Origin of the sequence: Psychrobacillus sp. FSL K6-2843, from assembly GCF_038626375.1 — a bacterium.
GTDB lineage: Bacteria > Bacillota > Bacilli > Bacillales_A > Planococcaceae > Psychrobacillus > Psychrobacillus faecigallinarum.
In genome coordinates, this window is record NZ_CP152021.1 from 1,929,523 (window position 1) to 1,947,208 (window position 17,686).

The 17,686-nt window shown below is 35.4% G+C and carries 20 protein-coding genes and 1 pseudogene; 15 read left to right on the top strand and 6 right to left on the bottom strand.

All coding sequences use genetic code 11. The features are described 5' to 3' along the window. Positions 1-13 precede the first annotated feature (13 nt). From MKY94_RS09650 to MKY94_RS09660, 3 genes are all read right to left on the bottom strand, one after another. Complete coding sequence (locus MKY94_RS09650; protein WP_342578578.1) at positions 14-1,471, bottom strand: UDP-N-acetylmuramoyl-L-alanyl-D-glutamate--2,6-diaminopimelate ligase; 1,458 nt, start codon at positions 1,469-1,471, stop codon at positions 14-16. A gap of 443 nt (positions 1,472-1,914) precedes the next feature. Next, the gene (locus MKY94_RS09655; protein ID WP_342578579.1) at positions 1,915-2,319 is read right to left on the bottom strand and encodes a VOC family protein; all 405 of its coding nucleotides are present in this window, start codon (positions 2,317-2,319) and stop codon (positions 1,915-1,917) included. 47 nt (positions 2,320-2,366) lie between these two features. Further along, on the bottom strand, positions 2,367-2,714 hold the full coding sequence (locus MKY94_RS09660) for a n-acetylglutamate synthase (protein ID WP_191963859.1): 348 nt from the start codon (positions 2,712-2,714) through the stop codon (positions 2,367-2,369). Positions 2,715-2,925: 211 nt separating this feature from the next. Between MKY94_RS09660 and MKY94_RS09665 the strand changes: the two genes are divergently transcribed. The 11 genes from MKY94_RS09665 (at position 2,926) to msrB (ending at position 10,620) form a co-directional block, all read left to right on the top strand. After that, positions 2,926-3,354, top strand: a complete 429-nt coding sequence (locus MKY94_RS09665; RefSeq protein WP_144536676.1) for a BrxA/BrxB family bacilliredoxin — start codon at positions 2,926-2,928, stop codon at positions 3,352-3,354. Then, a complete protein-coding gene (locus MKY94_RS09670) occupies positions 3,354-4,133 on the top strand; it encodes a class I SAM-dependent methyltransferase (protein WP_342578580.1) in 780 nt (259 codons plus the stop codon). The genes MKY94_RS09665 and MKY94_RS09670 overlap by 1 nt, the downstream gene beginning before the upstream one ends. Positions 4,134-4,411: 278 nt before the next feature. Then, positions 4,412-4,987: a YpjP family protein gene (locus tag MKY94_RS09675; RefSeq protein WP_151110026.1), complete on the top strand. Its 576-nt coding sequence runs from the start codon at positions 4,412-4,414 to the stop codon at positions 4,985-4,987. Between the two features lie 37 nt (positions 4,988-5,024). Beyond that, positions 5,025-5,969, top strand: a complete 945-nt coding sequence (locus MKY94_RS09680; RefSeq protein WP_342578581.1) for a thymidylate synthase — start codon at positions 5,025-5,027, stop codon at positions 5,967-5,969. Between the two features lie 14 nt (positions 5,970-5,983). Beyond that, positions 5,984-6,475 carry a dihydrofolate reductase gene (locus MKY94_RS09685; RefSeq protein ID WP_340863094.1) on the top strand — a complete coding sequence of 164 codons (492 nt, stop codon included), beginning with the start codon at positions 5,984-5,986 and terminating at the stop codon, positions 6,473-6,475. Continuing rightward, positions 6,453-7,211 (top strand): lysophospholipid acyltransferase family protein, encoded by a 759-nt coding sequence (locus tag MKY94_RS09690; protein ID WP_151113680.1) that lies wholly within the window; start codon positions 6,453-6,455, stop codon positions 7,209-7,211. The genes MKY94_RS09685 and MKY94_RS09690 overlap by 23 nt, the downstream gene beginning before the upstream one ends. Positions 7,212-7,270: 59 nt before the next feature. Continuing rightward, complete coding sequence (locus MKY94_RS09695; protein WP_151110020.1) at positions 7,271-8,110, top strand: DegV family protein; 840 nt, start codon at positions 7,271-7,273, stop codon at positions 8,108-8,110. A gap of 168 nt (positions 8,111-8,278) precedes the next feature. Further along, complete coding sequence (locus tag MKY94_RS09700; protein WP_151110018.1) at positions 8,279-9,091, top strand: GDSL-type esterase/lipase family protein; 813 nt, start codon at positions 8,279-8,281, stop codon at positions 9,089-9,091. Positions 9,092-9,103: 12 nt separating this feature from the next. Beyond that, complete coding sequence (locus MKY94_RS09705; protein WP_151110016.1) at positions 9,104-9,679, top strand: YpmS family protein; 576 nt, start codon at positions 9,104-9,106, stop codon at positions 9,677-9,679. A gap of 10 nt (positions 9,680-9,689) precedes the next feature. Then, positions 9,690-10,220, top strand: a complete 531-nt coding sequence (gene msrA / locus MKY94_RS09710) for a peptide-methionine (S)-S-oxide reductase MsrA (protein WP_342578582.1) — start codon at positions 9,690-9,692, stop codon at positions 10,218-10,220. Next, positions 10,210-10,620 (top strand): peptide-methionine (R)-S-oxide reductase MsrB, encoded by a 411-nt coding sequence (gene msrB / locus MKY94_RS09715; protein WP_144536655.1) that lies wholly within the window; start codon positions 10,210-10,212, stop codon positions 10,618-10,620. Before msrA ends, msrB begins: the two co-directional genes overlap by 11 nt. Before the next feature lie 478 nt (positions 10,621-11,098). Here msrB and MKY94_RS09720 read toward each other — a convergent pair whose 3' ends face one another. Next, positions 11,099-12,655 (bottom strand): FAD-dependent monooxygenase, encoded by a 1,557-nt coding sequence (locus MKY94_RS09720; RefSeq protein WP_342578583.1) that lies wholly within the window; start codon positions 12,653-12,655, stop codon positions 11,099-11,101. 296 nt (positions 12,656-12,951) lie between these two features. Between MKY94_RS09720 and MKY94_RS09725 the strand changes: the two genes are divergently transcribed. The 4 genes and pseudogenes from MKY94_RS09725 (at position 12,952) to MKY94_RS09740 (ending at position 15,154) form a co-directional block, all read left to right on the top strand. Next, positions 12,952-13,671 (top strand): MarR family transcriptional regulator, encoded by a 720-nt coding sequence (locus MKY94_RS09725; protein WP_342578584.1) that lies wholly within the window; start codon positions 12,952-12,954, stop codon positions 13,669-13,671. Between the two features lie 149 nt (positions 13,672-13,820). Further along, the gene (locus MKY94_RS09730; RefSeq protein WP_342578713.1) at positions 13,821-13,994 is read left to right on the top strand and encodes a hypothetical protein; all 174 of its coding nucleotides are present in this window, start codon (positions 13,821-13,823) and stop codon (positions 13,992-13,994) included. Continuing rightward, positions 13,981-14,370, top strand: a pseudogene (locus MKY94_RS09735) (Type 1 glutamine amidotransferase-like domain-containing protein); the annotation flags it as partial. The gene MKY94_RS09730 and the pseudogene MKY94_RS09735, both read left to right, overlap by 14 nt. Before the next feature lie 355 nt (positions 14,371-14,725). Continuing rightward, positions 14,726-15,154, top strand: a complete 429-nt coding sequence (locus MKY94_RS09740) for a hypothetical protein (protein ID WP_154310886.1) — start codon at positions 14,726-14,728, stop codon at positions 15,152-15,154. A 242-nt stretch (positions 15,155-15,396) separates the two neighbouring features. On the opposite strand, the gene MKY94_RS09745 is transcribed toward MKY94_RS09740, so the two are convergent. Together MKY94_RS09745 and MKY94_RS09750 are read right to left on the bottom strand one after the other, a co-directional pair. After that, on the bottom strand, positions 15,397-15,663 hold the full coding sequence (locus tag MKY94_RS09745) for a hypothetical protein (RefSeq protein WP_342578585.1): 267 nt from the start codon (positions 15,661-15,663) through the stop codon (positions 15,397-15,399). Between the two features lie 73 nt (positions 15,664-15,736). Then, complete coding sequence (locus tag MKY94_RS09750) at positions 15,737-17,578, bottom strand: methyl-accepting chemotaxis protein (protein WP_225321675.1); 1,842 nt, start codon at positions 17,576-17,578, stop codon at positions 15,737-15,739. Between the last annotated feature and the right edge of the window lie 108 nt (positions 17,579-17,686).

The following is a 17,686-nucleotide window of genomic DNA, read 5'->3' on the forward strand; positions in this document are numbered from 1 at the left end:
TCGTTATATAAGCTTAACAACTTTCTGCCTCTTGCTTGAACTGGGATGATTGTTTTAATAGATAATCTAAGGTTTGCACATCAGAGGTAGTGGAGAGCGTATAACTTTGTTTATAACTTTCACACCCTTTCCCTGTTATCACAATCCAGTCATTTGCTTGAGCCATTTTCCATGCATGCTTGATTGCCTCCGTACGATCAGGGATAATAATACACTTTTCATGTGTTCCTAAAAGTTGGAGCTCATTAATCATTTGCTCTGGTGATACATTATTCAAGTCATCAAATGTCAAAATGCATTGATTAGAGTGTTTTAAAGAAATCTCAATCATTTTAGCTCTTTTATTTACGTCTCGATTCCCCCGGAAACCAAAAACATGATATATATTTTTAGCATTTTGAGATTTGACTGTTTCCAAAATATGTTGAAATGCGTTTGCAGTATGGGCGTAATCAATAACAATGGTTGCTCCTGTAGGATGGGAAAATAATTGAAATCGACCAGGTAGACCTTTGAAGTCATTCAGTGCTTCCTCGACAACTCTTTCATCAATACCTAGTTGTACAGAAGTTGCGAAAGCGACAGAGGCATTCTCAATATTATGTTTACCTTGCATTGTAGTCGCAAGAGAAAATGTCTCTTTAACTTGAGTGGTTTCATCTATAAGACTTGAATCCAGTACTGAATAGGTGGGGAACAGGCCATTAATTTTAATTACCTTTCTACCAATAGACTCTACGTATGTATTTAATCTTTCGCTCCAGTCATTGCTTGAGTAAATAATTGCAGTACCCCTATTTTTTAAAAGCGTAAATAATGACTGCTTTGCTAAATAGTAAGACTCCATATTCTTATGATAATCTAAGTGCTCTTGCTCTATATTTGTGAAGATACAAACATCAAATTCAAGACCTTCGACTCTTTGTTGAATAAGCCCGTGTGAGGACACTTCCATTATAATGACCTGATCATTACTAGTTGCAACGAGTTCATGAAATGTTAAAGGATCCAATGTAGTGTGAGAGGAAGCTTGTTCTTCATTGTTTAGGATAACGGAAATACTTCCAAACAGGGCACAAGAAAAGCCTTGGTTTTCTAAAATATGCTTAATCATGTAAGAGGTAGTCGTTTTACCATTAGTTCCAGTTATGCCAATAAGGATTTTATCTTTAGTAGGGTTTTGAAAATATTTTTTAGCCAAATATGCCAAGGCTGTCCTAGAATCATTTACTTGAAAGTAAGGAACATTTCTTACTTCCAAACACTTTTCCCCGATGATTGCGACTGCACCATTTTGGATGGCATCTTCAATAAATGAATGACCGTCCATATGGTTGCCAGAAATAGCCACAAACAAAAAACCCTTTTCAACTTTCTTAGAGTTGAAGGCGAGACCACTTACCAAAATATTTTGTGTCATTTGAGTAGCTTTTACGTTTATTGCTGTTAACAATTCATTTAACATCATCATTTTATTTCGCTCCCCATCAAATTAACTTGTGTGTATTACGAGGGAGCTAATCCATCGTAAGATTTAGTTTCAATACATGAAGGTATCTTTTTGTAAATAGCTTTAACAGATATTAGACGTTTATGCTTTTTGAATTACCTTGTTTTATTTTTGTTGAAATTTGTCTGAAAAAGTCGATTTTTATGATATTTCTAATATTATCATAGTTAAATTTCTATCTCTAAAAATAAGAGTAGTTTAATGCAAAAATGATACCATTTTCCCTTAAATTTTTAATAGAAAGGGTTCAATTTGACAATTGTTGTTTCTAATGAGAAAAAATATAGTTCAATTGGCAAGTTATCAGTGAGAAATTAGCTGGAGATTAATACTTTAGAAATAACAAAATAAGTCCTTCTGATTTTCAGAAGGACTTATTTTGCGTTATTCATTATTTTCTTTAACTAAATTCCTTTATTGTCTCGAAGTTCTATAATTGTTCCTTCAGGAGCTTGTAATTTGCATAGGTTACCATTCTCAACTTGATAAATGAATTCATTGTTTTTCATCAGAAATTTAGCTCCTATTTCACGTAGACGAGCCACTTCTGAATTTAAATCATCAACCCATAAACAGAAATGAACTAACCCTTGCGAATTTGAGTCTCCACGACTAAGTATTTCATTTAGTTTTCCAGTTTGTAATTCAATATAAAAGTTATTTAATTGTATCCATGTGTTAAAATTTCTGTCATGAAAACCGGATGATTCTTTTACTAATTTAAAACCTAGCCCTTCGGTGTAAAAATTTAACGATTCATAATATGTATTTGTTTGAATGCATAAATGATGTACAAAGCTTTCTCCCACATAATTACCTCATTTCAGTAAATTGATATCCTAATTATTATTTCTATTTAAAAGTTTCTAACTTCCTCAATGATTGAATTTCCCTCAGTAGCTTCAGAATCAAGCCATTTCCATTTTTCATATAATCTAATTCGCCCATCAGGTAAAATTTTAGGAGTAGAAGTGCATTGGCCACCTCTAATTTCATTTTTGTTGTTAACGTGGTTATATCGAAACTCTAAGCAACCGTCGCCCTTTATAACTCCAATCAATGTGCCTTTTACAATTTCCCCACCACTATATGCTGCTGAGATAATATGTCCCTCTTGTTTGTATTCAAAAATAGTTTTTGAAGAAACTTCACCGTTATCTGTATTTTCAATTGAAACAAAGCATCGACCATTGTAATCTATCACTTTTCTCTTCCCCTTTGCCTTATGATGTTTAATAATCATACTATTTTTTATTGAACGGAACTATTGATTATTCGATGATTCGTAATAATAAGGATAAAAATTAATATTAAAAGTTAAATGAAGTGAAAAAATTTTAAAAGAGAAGTAGAATAGGAAATATAAAACCCTTTAAATAATGGGAATATGAACATAAATGAAAGTGGGCGAAACCATGAACGCGTACGATGAATATATGAAGCAAGTAGTTAAACCAATGAGAAGTGAGTTAACAGACGCTGGTTTTAAAGAATTGACTACTCCTGATGAAGTGCATAGCCATATGAAGGAGACTGGGGTTTCTTTAATTGTAGTTAACTCAGTTTGTGGATGTGCAGCTGGGCTTGCTAGACCCGCAGTAACTGCAGCCGTTGCGGAGCTAGACAAAAAACCTGAGCATTTAGTAACTGTTTTTGCTGGTCAAGATCAAGAGGCAACTGCAACTATGCGAGATTATTTTAGCGATGTTCCTCCAAGCTCGCCTTCTATTGCTATTTGGAAAGATGGGGAATTGGCTTATTTCATTCCTAGAGAACAAATTGAAAGTAATTCTATGGATACTATTAAAGATCATTTAGCTGGTGTTCTTGCAGATATTATCTAATGGAAAGTATTATTACCACTGCTGGTAGAACAAATATAAGTATGATTCAAACCGCAAAAGAAATAGCATCTCTTTTAAAAATTTCATATGTAGAAAGAAACAAAAAATCTGTTGAAAAAATACAACAAGAGCATCAGGCAAATGTAATGGTTGTGGGGAAGGAGCGGTTAGAGTATTTTCCTTATGGTTCCTTAACCCCTTTTTTCTTTCACCCAAATTCCGCTGCATTCCGAATGAAAAGATTGATCAAGGGAGATAAAGATCCTTTTTTACTCGCAACAGAGCTATCTAAAGGAGATAAATTTCTAGATACTACTGCGGGATTGTGTTCAGATAGTCTAATTGCAGCTTATGCAATAGGAGATACTGGAATAGTGAATGCATTAGAAAAAGATAAAATTATTGCTTACATGGTGCAACAAGGTTTAAAAAAATATAATACTGATTTTTCTATTCTACAACATACAATGCGTCAAATAAGCATCTGTCATGACGACGCTTTAAATTTTTTAAAAAGAGCTGAAGATAATTCATATGATGTAGTTTATATGGATCCAATGTTTGAAGAGGAAATTATTGAATCCACCAACTTTCAATTGTTGAGAGATATAGGGGTACATGGAGGCTTGAGTAATGAGTGGGTGGAACAAGCAACAAGAGTTGCTCGAAAACGAGTAGTTTTAAAAGCTCATTTCCGATCGCCAATGTTCGAAAGCTTTGGTTTTAAGCAAATAACCAGACCCACCTCTAAATTTCACTACGGAGTGATTGAAAAATAAAAAGAGGGAAGTGACTAATGTCGCTTCCCTCTTTTTTAACAGTTTAAAAATCAGTGCGTGAAGTTTAATGAAGTTAAATAACCTAATAAAAATAAAAATCCAATTCCAATGATTATATCTGTGCTCATAAGAATTTCCTCCTTAGTTTAAAAAACCTACTGATTGTTTACCCTATTTATTGTACAATGAATACAAGGAAGATGAAACCTTTTGTTCTCGATTTCGTATATCTTAATATCCGGTTATACCAAATTTGTACATAATTGAAGGTGAAAAAGATGAAAAAATGGTTCCAAAAGTCGATTATAATTACTGTTGCTTTGCTTACCTTTGGATTAATATCGCCAAACCATGTCATTTGGGAGCAATTATTAGACAATAAAGCTCCGTTGAAATCGGTCACTTCTGAAAGCAATACCCGGGAGTATGACCATGTCAGTCTTCAAGAACCTATTGATTACAGTGAAAGTATTACCATAGCAGCTAAAGAGCAAGCATACATAAAGTTTGGGACAAGAATAGGGCCAGTTATACAAAATGAATTTGATGACATTATATTCCCAAGGATTCAAGAAGCTATTGATGCTACAATTATTACTCTAGACAGTGATAAAGCATCTCAACTAGCAATATCAGAGAGACCATCTGGGGAATATCATGAAAAAATATTTAATATTTATGATGACATTACTAAAAAAGACATAATGCGTTTCCACGTTAGAACAGATAAAAAACCGCTTGATGGTTACTACTTTAATTTTCATTATCACCTGGCAGAAGATAAATATACAAAGCATTATGCTCTAGGTGAGATTTTTTGGTCCAAGAATACACCACCTAAATGGCTCTCTTAGATGAGAGCTTTTTTTACGGATGAAAGGAAGTAATAAAATGAAGCAATACTTAGATTTATGTAAACATATTATTGAATATGGAGTAGAAAAAGGGGATCGAACTGGAACAGGCACGAAGAGCGTTTTTGGTTATCAAATGCGCTTTGACTTATCTGAAGGTTTCCCTTTAATGACTACTAAAAAAACAGCCTTTCGACTTATAGTTAGTGAGCTTTTATGGTTCTTAAAAGGAGATACGAACGTTAAAACGTTGATAGAGGCTAATAATCATATATGGGATGAATGGGCTTTTGAAAAATGGGTGAATAGTGATAAGTACACTGGTCCAGACATGAGCAATTTTGGCGTAAGGGCTTCAAAGGATCCTGAATTCAAGGTAGTGTTGAAAGAGCAAATGAAACTCTTCTGTGATAAAATTCTCTCAGACGAATCTTTTGCGAAAGAGTTTGGCGACCTTGGCCCAGTTTATGGTAGACAATGGCGTTCATGGCCAACTCAAAATGGTGAAACAATTGACCAATTAGAAAACCTAATAGAGGGCATTCAAAACAATCCTGATTCTAGAAGACATATTATTACTGCATGGAACCCTGCAGAGGTGGATGATATGGCATTGCCACCATGCCATAGTTTTATGCAATTTTATGTGGCTAATGGAAAGCTATCCTGTCAGTTGTATCAGCGAAGCGCGGACGTTTTCCTAGGCGTTCCTTTTAATATTGCATCCTACGCTTTACTTGTTCATCTAATAGCTAGGGAATGTAAGTTAGAAGTAGGTGAATTCATTCATACTCTTGGTGATGCTCATATTTATTCGAATCATTTTGAACAGGTTGAAACTCAGTTAGCAAGATCGCCTCGTCCTTTACCGACATTATTATTAAATGATGAAAAATCGTCTATTTTTGACTTTGAAATCGAAGATATTACTATAGAAGGCTATGACCCACATCCAAAAATCAAGGCACCAATTGCTGTTTAGAGGAGAGAAGAATAATGATATCACTTATCGTAGCACATGATCCAAATCGTGTAATTGGCTATAACAAAGATTTACCATGGCATATACCAGGTGATTTGGCTTATTTCAAAGAGAAAACAATGAATAAAGCAATGGTTATGGGTAGAAACACATACGAGTCGATTGGAAAAGTATTACCAGGAAGAAAGAGTATCATTGTTACTAGAAATCCTTCATACAGAGTCGAAGGAGCAGATGTAGTAGGTAATTTGACTGATGCTGTTGAATTAGCGAAAGCTCATCATCACGAAGTAATGGTTATCGGGGGAGAACAAATATTTAGAGCAATCTTGCCAAAAGCAGATAGATTATATATTACATTTATTCAACAAACGTTTACAGGAGATACTTTTTTTCCGCCTTATAGTTATGATGAGTGGGTTCTTACGGAAAAGTCAGAAGAAATGACGACTCCTGATGGAATAACCTATGTATATTTGGTTTATGATAGAAAGGTTAGTGAATAAGTTGTTTTCTTCTTTAAGGACATTTGGATTTTTATTTGGTTATTTACCATTTAGTCTTCCAAAATTAAACAAGATTAAATCTCTAAAAAATGAGATTTCAGTAGAGGAATACGATCAATTAATTCATGAGGTGCCTCAAAAATGGGCAGGCGGTATTCTTAAAAGAACAAAAAGTGAATTTATTGTAGAGGGATTAGAAAACCTCCCCCAGGGAGCTGTGTTGTTTATAAGCAACCATGAAGGAAACTTTGATATACCGACCCTGTTAACTCATATACCTAAACCATTTGGATTTATCTCAAAAATAGAGGTAAAAAAAATTCCCTTGATTTCTAAATGGATGGAGGAAATGAATTGTGTATTTTTGGATCGGTCTAATAGAAAAAGCAGTTATCGTTCGATACAAGATACTGTGTCACAATTGCAACAAGGACATTCTATTTTGATGTTTCCAGAGGGTACACGAAGCAAAGGACAAGGCATTGGTACATTCAAATCAGGATTCATGCGTATTGCCAAAGAGGCAAACGTGCCGATTGTTCCAATAGCCATACACGGAACCTCAAATATTATGGAGAAAAATAATAACAAAATTTGCCCAGCTCACGTTCAAATTAGTATACTTCCTTCATATAGTAAAGAGATGATTCAAGAAAATGATTCAAAACAAACTATGGAAGACCTACATACAGTTATCTCAAATAAAATTATTGAGCTCCAAAGTAGACACAAATAGTTTACAGATTGGCGTCTTTCTTCTTATAATAGTACTATAGAGGAAGGAAGGGATACACAGTGCCTAAGGTTCATATAGTTACAGACTCGACAGCAGACCTAACAAAAGAGATAATTGAAAAATATAATATACATGTTGTACCTTTAACAATCCAGATTGATGGAGAGTCATACATTGACGGTGTTAACTTACAGCCAGAAGAATTTTTACATAAAATGAGCTCTTCAAAAGATCTTCCAAAGTCCTCCCAACCTGCAGTAGGTGTTTTTAAAGAACTTTATGACAGGCTTGGTAAAAATGGAGATCAAGTTATTTCTATTCATATGACCGGAGGCATGAGTGGTACGGTTAAATCGGCACAGAATGCAGCTGATTTAACGGATTCTGATGTTACAGTTATTGATTCAAAGTTTATTTCTTTTGCCCTATACTTCCAAGTAGAAGAAGCAGCAAAGATGGCGGCAAACGGTTCAACAAAAGAGGCTATTATTGAAAAGGTTTTTGATATTCGATCTAAAACCGATTTATATGTGGTTGTAGATACTTTGGATAATTTAGTTAAAGGTGGACGTATTGGAAAAGGGAAAGCAATGATTGGATCATTACTTTCTATTAAGCCAATTGCTAGCCTTGCAGACGGGGTTTATACTCCTGTAGCAAAAGCTAGAAGTCATAAGCAAGTAGTCAACTATTTGTTTAAACAGTATTTGGAAGACACTAAAGGTAAAATCGTAAAAGCAGTTGGAATATCTCATGCCCATGGGTTATCTATGGCCACACCTTTAATGGAATTAATTAAAGACTCTGGTTTTAAAGATATTCAAGTTTCCTTTACTTCTCCAGTGATTAGTACACATACTGGTCCCGGTGCTATTGGTTTTATGTATATGACAGAATAATGCTAAAAGCAGGGAGGCTCAATATTTCCCTGCTTTTATTTATAGATTTTGTGAAATTTGCCTAGGACATTAAGTTTTCGTACAGTTAAATAGCAAGGGCGTACTTCAAAAAATAATAAAGGTATTTTTCATCCAGATTATTAATGGGTATAAATAAAGGGGTTAGATATGAAATATAAGTATTTAATAATTCTTGTTTTTGTTTTTCTTTTATCAAGTTGTGCTCCAGAAAAAATACAAGAAGTAAGCTTTTCTGAAAAGGAGACAATCTTATTTGAAGAATATATAATTCCACCTGAATTCTTTCCAAGAACTCTTGAGTTGGTTGGGCTTGGAGATTCTCTAACTCAAGGGGTGGGAGACGAATTAAAAAGAAATGGTTATGTAGGAAGGCTAAAAAATCAAATATTAGAATACAAAGGAATAGAAGATGTTGTCTTAACCAATACTGCTAAAAGAGGAAGACGTAGTGACCAACTCTTAAAATTGTTAAGAGATGGTGAAATCGACCATCAAATTCGAAAAGCAGATTTAATAACAATTACCATTGGTGGTAACGATGTTATGAAGGTATTTAAAAAGGACCTTTTTAATCTTCAAATTGAGGCTTTTGAAAAGGAACTTCAACGTTTCGAAAGAAATTATGATGATATCCTTGAAGAAATTCGAGAGGTTAATAGCAGTGCTCCAATACTAATGATAGGAATTTATAACCCTATTACCATTGTTACAGATGAAACGAGTGAGGTAGACCAAATTATCACTGATTGGAATGACACCATTGAATCACTCTCATATAGTAATACGAATGCATGTTTTGCACCGATTGATACTTTGTTTGATTCTAATGCAAACTTAGTTTATCATACCGACTTCTTCCATCCTAATAGCAAGGGATATGAGTTAATAGTCGAGAATGTAGTAAATTCTTTAGAAAATTGTGGTTTGATAGATGAGCAAAGTAGGGAATTGTTCTTTTGAGGAGTTGGTTAGATGAATAAGTGGAAGATTGCCTTTTTTTTATTGTTATTAGTTATTGTAGGAAGTATTGGTACGTTATTATATTGGATAACAGCTCCAGCAGAATCTGTAGAGGTAAAAAGCGCTGAGGAGGCTAATCCCTCTGGGCATGTATTAACTGTAAATGCCTCTAAGGAGGATTTTCAGGGCATTGCAAACACATTTATAGCGAAAGCAATGGATAATAAACCTATACCCCTTCAATTGAGTGTAGATGATCAAATTATTTTAAGCTCGGAGTTAACTATATTTTCACTAACTCTCCCAGTTAAAATGTATTTCGAACCTTTTGTAGAGGAGAATGGCAATATTCGTCTCGAGCAATCTTCTGTAGAAGTCGGTCAGCTTCAATTACCACCAGAAACTGTGTTAAAGTTATTAAGAGATTCCATTGATCTTCCACGCTGGATGGTAGTTAAGCCTGACGAGGAGGAAGTATTAATTCAATTAGCTAGCATTCCAATGGCTTCCGGAGTCAATGTCCGAGCTAAAGAATTAAATCTTCAGGAAGATAAAATTGTTTTAGAAATAATAGTTCCATCGAAATGAGGGATATATAATGGAAAAAGCAACATATGCAGGAGGATGCTTTTGGTGCATGGTAAAACCGTTTGATTCGTATGACGGCATTGAAAAAGTAGTTTCTGGATACACGGGTGGGACTGTACCAAATCCAACTTATGAACAGGTCTGCTCAAATGCTACAGGACACTATGAAGCTATTCAAATAACATTTGAACCAAGCAAGTTCTCTTATGATCAATTACTTGAAATATTTTGGTTAAATATCGACCCAACAGACGAAGAAGGACAATTTTTTGATAAAGGGTCGTCCTATCAAACGGCTATTTTTTACCATACTGAGGAGCAACGAGAGAAAGCAGAGCAGTCGAAAGAAGCACTTGATGCTTCTGGAAGGTTCCCAAAGAAAATAGCTACAAAAATTTTGCCTGCCTCAGAATTTTATGAAGCAGAGGAATATCATCAGGATTACTATAAAAAGAATCCGACACATTATAACCGTTACTTTGTTGGATCAGGAAGAGCGGCGTTCGTAGAGAACAATAGGAGGCTACAAAATGAAGGATAAACTAACTGAAATGCAATATTATGTTACACAACAAAATGGAACAGAGCCACCCTTTCAAGGAGAATATGATAAGCATTTTGAAGAGGGAATCTATGTAGATGTTGTTTCTGGAAAACCATTATTCCATTCTAAGGATAAATATGATGCGGGATGTGGATGGCCAAGCTTTACTAGACCCATAGAAGCACATGAAGTGATAGAGCACTTTGATGATTCTCATGGCATGAGAAGGGTAGAAGTAAGAAGTAAAACAGCTAACTCTCATTTAGGACATGTTTTTCCTGATGGTCCTAAGGAAGAAACAGGTTTACGATACTGTATAAATTCCGCTGCTATGCGTTTTGTTCCAAAAGCCAAGCTAGAAGAAGAAGGCTATGGAGAATTTTTAAAATTATTTTAAGAACACAAAAGCATGGAATTAATTTTCCATGCCCTCTGTAATATTTTGTTGACGATCTTAACGGATGGGCTCTATGGCACCATAGTTGATCGACCAGGTAGAAAGTGCATTAAGTATTGGCACTACTTTTTTAATTTACTTACCAAAAAATTAAAATAGGCCCTCATATCTTATATTTATTTATTGATTAAGGGTAACGATTCAAAAATACAACTGATATTAATAAAATAATAAGGCTCTGTTTATGGACAAGGTTGATTAATCATTAAAGAACGTGTGCGTAAATAGCGCAAGCACGGTTCGGTAAGGGGGAGGAACACAATCTACTGAAAGGTAGAGAGGTTCTCTTCTACTAGGTCGATAAGGACATAATAAGAGCTCTGTATACATTTTTTGTTAATACAGAGCTCTTATTTTTCATGGAGGAATTATTACTCCACTTGACGTAGAACCAAAAGTAGTTATCTCCATTCGAACCTCACCAATGACCAACGTAATCCTCAGTTTGGGTGGATCGCGCTAGACTATATGATAACGTTCTGACAATGTTATTGAAGGTAGACAGCCAGTCATTAGTGATAATGCTCCCAATGTGACCATCTGGTCGGATTAAAACTAATGTATCACCTGTAATGCCATAAATACTACTCAGTTTGCCTGTTGTGTCGTCGAGGAGGTTGTTGTCAACTCCGATTCCGTTCCCCACGACATAGCGATGTAATTCGGCACCACCAATCGGCCAATTCAACTCAGAGAGTGCTTTTACCGCATTGGTTCCGAAGGCTAGCAAGGTGAAGTGTGGACCCTGATAGACATCAAATAATCGGGTTAAACCCTCTGCACCTACACAAGTTGCGTCCGGGGCTCTGTCGCCAACACGTAGAGTTTTAGTAGCAGAGCTATTAGCAGGTGCTAGTGGTCCGCCGTAGTATGAAATTCCGAGTTGTCGTTCCTCATCTCCACGTTTAAGTCCTGAGAGATGTTTATTGTCGATTCTAGAGTATAGCTCACTAGATTTTCTAAGAACGTGTGCTGCAATTGGCTGCCGTTCTGCTTCGTAACTCTCTAGCAGGTTCTCAGATGCACCTTTTATGACCTGTTGGAGCTTCCAACCGAGGTTATAAGCGTCTTGTATTCCTGTGTTTAGACCCTGGGCACCAGCTGGTGTGTGGACGTGAGCAGCGTCTCCAGCAAGAAAGACCCTGCCAGAACGGTAATGCTCTGCAAGTCGAACATTTGGTCTGAACACTGAGGTCCAAGTAATGTCTTTAAGCTGAAAACCAGTGAGTGTTTGGAACTTGATGGCTAACGCAGTCTCGTCAATTTCTACTGATTCGTCTGGTGTTAGTCGTATCATTATCTGGAACTGGTCGGAGTTTGGTAGAGGACATGCTGCAACCTGTTTCCCGTGTGTACGTGGCCAAATATGCCATCTGTTGCGTGATAGTCCGTTTATCGTGCCATCGATGATAAGTATACGGTTCTCTTCGTTGGTCTCTCCGATGAAACGAATACCAGCAGCCTTGCGGACTGTACTAGAACCGCCGTCAGCTCCTACCAGATACCTACTACGAATTTTCTCACCAGATGATAGAGTTGTGGTTACCCCATCGTTATCCTGCTCAAAACCAATAATCGCAGTGTCAAACTCAATATTCAATCCGAAGCGGTCAAGCATGCGATGTAAGATTGCATCGGTACGATATTGGGGCAGTAATAGAACATTCGGGTACGGCACATCATGAGTCACCTTTTTTTGTTTTTGCATCCGAAATGGTACAATAATCGGTCCGAAATGGATCCCCATAAGTGGGTAGATTCCCCCTTCAGCATGAGCTTCTTTCAGTAAGCCAAGGTCTTCAAATATCTCTTGGGTTCTCGGCTGGACTCCCTTCGCACGAGAGCCATTGAAGGAATGGTATGCCTTGTCTACTAATCGGACACTAATTCCACGTCGAAGTAAATCTGCAGCTAACGTGGAGCCTGTTGGTCCTGCCCCTGCTATCAGTACATCGATATCGTATTTTTCCGTCAAATGAATCAACCTCCTTTTTTTAAAAGCGTGAAATTTAATATTTCATGATTTTCATTTCTACGCGTTCTTTTAATAGCAAACAAGATATTTCAGCCCGTATGCTTTATATATTCGAATATCCTAGTGCAAAAAATTTAACCTACCTCCTTTTTGTTAACTAGAAACAAAATGTTGAATCGAAACAATAATAACTACTAACCATCTCTTTGTCAATATTGTTTCTCGGAAACTAAAATTGTTGCTTGTATTATTTTTTGGTATAATGGTATTAAGTTACTAAACGGAGGAAGAATTCAGTGAATAATAATACATTTCAAAAGCAAAATAAAGAATATTTAATCAAGGAAGTGTGGGAAACTGCAAAAGATTTGCAGTATCAAATACAATCGGAAGAGGATGAAGAAAAACAGTGGTTGATACAGAATAGTACTAATCTTGTAGTCACAGAATTAATAAAAGAAATGACTGCTTTGATGCTGCATGTTCTAGATGCAATTGGAAGGTTTGAGCCTGTAAACGGCATAACCATTTCAAAACAATTCGGTATATCAAGGGGGAGCATCTCTAAAATTACGAGAAAACTTGTTGAAAAAGAAATAATCATTATGGAAACCCTTCCAGATAACAAAAAAGAAATTCTGTTCCGTACAACGCCATTAGGTAAAGAGATATGTAAATTGCATCTAGATTTGCATCAACAAATTGATAGCGGAATTAATCGTTTCTTACAACAATATACCGAAGATGAATTGGGAACTACCCTTAAGGTATTAAAAGATGTATTAAATACTTCTTGGATAAATCCTATGACAAGCGAGGAAAAAAATACGCATAGTCAAGAGGAAGTGAAAACAAATGAAAGGGGAGCGTTAGAAACTGGCAGGGTCAATCATTCATACTCTGTTGTTGAAGAAATGAACGAGATCATGGAAATGCTCAATAAACTAGAATCACGTAACTTAAAAAAAGTAAAAACAATACTAAAGGAAATTTTTTTTTCAGACTATAATGAGTAGAATTAGCTGTGTGAAGTATAAAAGGGGTTTTCCTAATTAAACTCCCATGAAAATTAAAAAACATTCAAAATCAACAAAATTGCATAACAAAAGAGACTCAGAAAAAGCTTTTTTAAAAAAGGCTGAGCCTTTAGAGTGGTTATATTAAGTTGAAAGTTAAATCAGGAATCAATTCCATTCTTGTAAGAATAAAGGTGGCTGGTGCAGTAACCAGAGTAGGATTAATCTCCCCTGAGCGCTACTCGTATAGAGTGCGAAAGTCTGTGATGCACCGTGGTCGTTGGAGTCAGACTAACGGATGGGCTCAATGGCAATATTCTTAATCAAAATGGTTTTTTGATGGAATATGAATTATCGGATTCGATTAAAAAAAGCAGCGCCGTTGTGATGGGAGCCAGCGCTGGAGCAATCAACATGTCCGCTAAATGGTTATGCTCGAAAAACTTTGGAGATGAAGTTGAAATGAGCTCTGTTTACGACGGAATCGGTCTTGACAATTTTTCCGTCCTGTCTCATTTTGATCTTGAAAATAACATGGCACTGGTTCAAAGCGAACTATCTCCCCTATCGGAAGAAATAAATATTTATGCGTCGAACAAAGATTGCGCTATACGTGTAAAAGGAGACAAAATCGACGTTTTTGGCAATGTTTATTTAATTTCCAACTCAAAGATTCAGAAATTGGATGAGACGCTCTAGTTGTAGCGAATCGCTAATGGGTTATTGAAATAATTTCTTTATGCACCGTCTCTAATTTAAATTAAGTGAAGGAGAACTGGCGCGATTGTTGAATATGCGTTTATTTTTTCTACTTAACCTAACAGGTGCGTTAGCAAAATCTGGCCATCGTTTCGATAGTCTATTTTTATGTCCAAAACATTAAGTTGATCCCAGATATGCAATGTGAAATGTTACAGTTAAACTAACGGTGCATTATTTGAACAAGGAATTTGTTAGCTCACGTATCAACGTTTTTGTCAGACATATACCGTTGACACATTAAATGGAACTTTTTAACACGAAATTCGACTCATTAAATGAAGGGGGGGTTCAGATGAGATTTACAAAGAATTTATTTGTTTCATTAACAATGATTTTATTTGTTATTACAGGGTGTTCTAGTGGAATAGAAAACGAAGGACAAAGTATAGAAGTTCAAAAGCGTATTGGTGATGAAAATAAATATGAAGACTTCAAAGAAATTACTGATAATAAAAAAGTTCAAAAAGTAAAAAGTATATTAGATAAAGCTGATTGGGAAAACGCCAAAGTGGATATGGTGCGTCCTGCTGATTACAGGTTTGGATTTCAATTTAAAAATCCTGAAATAGAGGCTAAAGCAGTGTTATATGAAATTTGGATAAGTCCAAATATAGATAAAGTGGAAGTTGTAAAAGGTGATAATGAGTACGTTCAACTAAACGAGGAAAATTCTACTGTTTTATTTGAAATATTAACAGGAGAAAGACTTTTTGATTTGTGATTGGATAATACAGATGTTTAAAAAGAACTTGAAGAAAATTTTAAACTTTAATCTTTCTTCAATAAACGTCGTGCTTTACTTCAAGAAGGGGTAAAGCTTTTTTTCTTTTTGGACTAACGCGGTAGGAAAATAAAAAAACAGAAAATTCAAAAATTATGATGGAGGTTGTTCGTTTTGCAAAAATGCGAGAAATGCAATACATATTTTAGTTGGAGTAAAATCTATGAATCCTTCTGGCTAAATTATAAACCTATTAATTGTAACGAATGCGATACAACACATAAGATAACAACACCAAGCAGGTTAATTTTTGTTTCTTTAACTACTCTTCCAATGCTCACCTTCGGGTATTTTCTTTCTCCTTTTAGTAATGGTCTTTTGACACTTGGCATAGCTATTTTTATTTTAATAATTGGTTCTTTGTTGGCACCTTTTCTTGTTACATATAAAGGGTCTTTGTGAAATAATGTACTTAAACTAACATGTGCTTTAGTAAAAAAGGAAATCAAAATAAAATGAGCTTAGGAAAAATACCTAAGCTCATTTTTTGTGTCTTAAATCAACCTTTAACATAGCCAAATCTTAAAGCTTAAATTCATTGACTACTTTTCGTAGTTCGTCCGCTTGATGAGACAATTCAACAGCAGATGCATTGATTTCTTGCATCGCTGCGCTGCCTTGCTCAGCAGCTGCAGCAGAGCTTTCTGTGTTGGACGCAGTATTCTCAGCAATATGAGTAACCTCTATAAAGGAGGCAGCTACTTCCTGGCTAAATTCAAGTGTTTGTCCAATTTGATTTACCATTTTATCAATAATACTGATTGTTTCCTCTGTATTTTTCATTATTTGTTCCAGGGAAGCATTTGTCTCATTGGCAACTTCTACACCTTTGATAACGCTCTCTACCCCTTCATGATTTTGCTTAACGATAGAAGTGACCTCAGATTGAATAGAAGTTACAATTCCTGTCACTTCTTTTGCAGCATTTTGAGATTGTTCGGCAAGTTTTCTTACCTCATCGGCGACTACTGCGAAGCCTCGTCCGTGCTCACCCGCACGAGCAGCCTCAATTGCTGCATTCAATGCAAGCAGATTAGTTTGCTCGGCTATAGCGGTAATCGTTTTAATAATAGAAGTGATTTCATATGACTTTACCCCTAGAGCTTGTACTGTTTGAGATGTGTTGGCCATCGTTTCTTCGATATCTAGCATGACATTAGACGAGTGCTGTACTGATTTTACACCTAATCTAGCAGCAGAGGTCATGTTATCTGTTGCTGATTTTACAGCTTGAGCGTCATCGTTCAAATATCTAGTTGCTTCCTCTAGTGAATTCATTTTTTGAATAGCCAGTGTCATACTTTTCAAGGTCTGTTCACTTCCGGATGCAATTTCGTTTGTAGAGTCGGCTATGGATTGAATTGTGATTGATGTATCATCAGAAGAAGCCATGAGCTGCTGTCCACTTGCTGATACGTTTTCAGTTAACAAACTAACTCGTTTAACCAAATCTGCAATAGATGCTATTAAAACATTTGTATTAGAAGCAATCTCAGCGAATTCATCCTTTGTTCTAACTTTTACTCTTCTTGTCAGATCGCCACCTGCTTGAGCAATATCTAAAATAGAACGGTTAATAGAATAAGTGCTACGTTTAATCGAATTAAATAACAAAATTCCAAATATTAAAGTTAACAATACAGAGAAAATTGTTAATCCTATAAACAAGTACAAGGAGTTTTGATTCTTTTCTTCAAGTAGTGTAATTTGATTAGCATTCTTTTTTGCTAACACTTCATTCATTGCTTCTATTTGGACATCAACATGACTCATAGCTGTACGTCCATTTCCTGCATTAACTAGCTTTTGCGCAGCTTCGAAGCCATTTTTATCTCTCAAGCTAAGGGCACGTTCCGAGTATTGAAGATATGTATTAAAATGCTCATTAATTGTTGTCACTTTTTTTAGTTCTTCTGGTCTGTTCTTATAGATCGCCTCTAATTCTTTAAAACGAGTAATGATTGCATCTTTATAACTTCTATAACTTGTCATATAATTTGATTTACCTGTTATGATATAACTTTGCTCCGCGTTTGAAAGTTTCGCTATATCTGCTGACAATTGGTTGACCATAAGCTGCTCTTTAATATCCACGTTCATAAAAGTTTCTAATTCCTTCTGAGACGACTGCATGTTGCCTGAAGTAAGAAGAAGCATGGAAAATAGAATAATAATTAGGACGGAAAAAATAATTAGTACTCTTCCACGGATTGAATTTAACAGATTTGTCTTTTGAAAGCTCTTTCTCTTGTTTGTATCTTTTGTAAAACGGGAAAGTGAAAAAACAAATGGTTTTTTCTGTTTCTTTGGTTTTGGTAATTTAGGTGATTTAGGAGCTTTCTTCTTTTTAATAAAAGAGGTCAAACGAACCAATCCTTTCTATAGGTTTTATCTTCATAATTTTTAGTTTAATTGTTTTAGTTGGAATTATCTACAAATTTTTTTATTAAAGTGCTACTTCATGACTAAAGG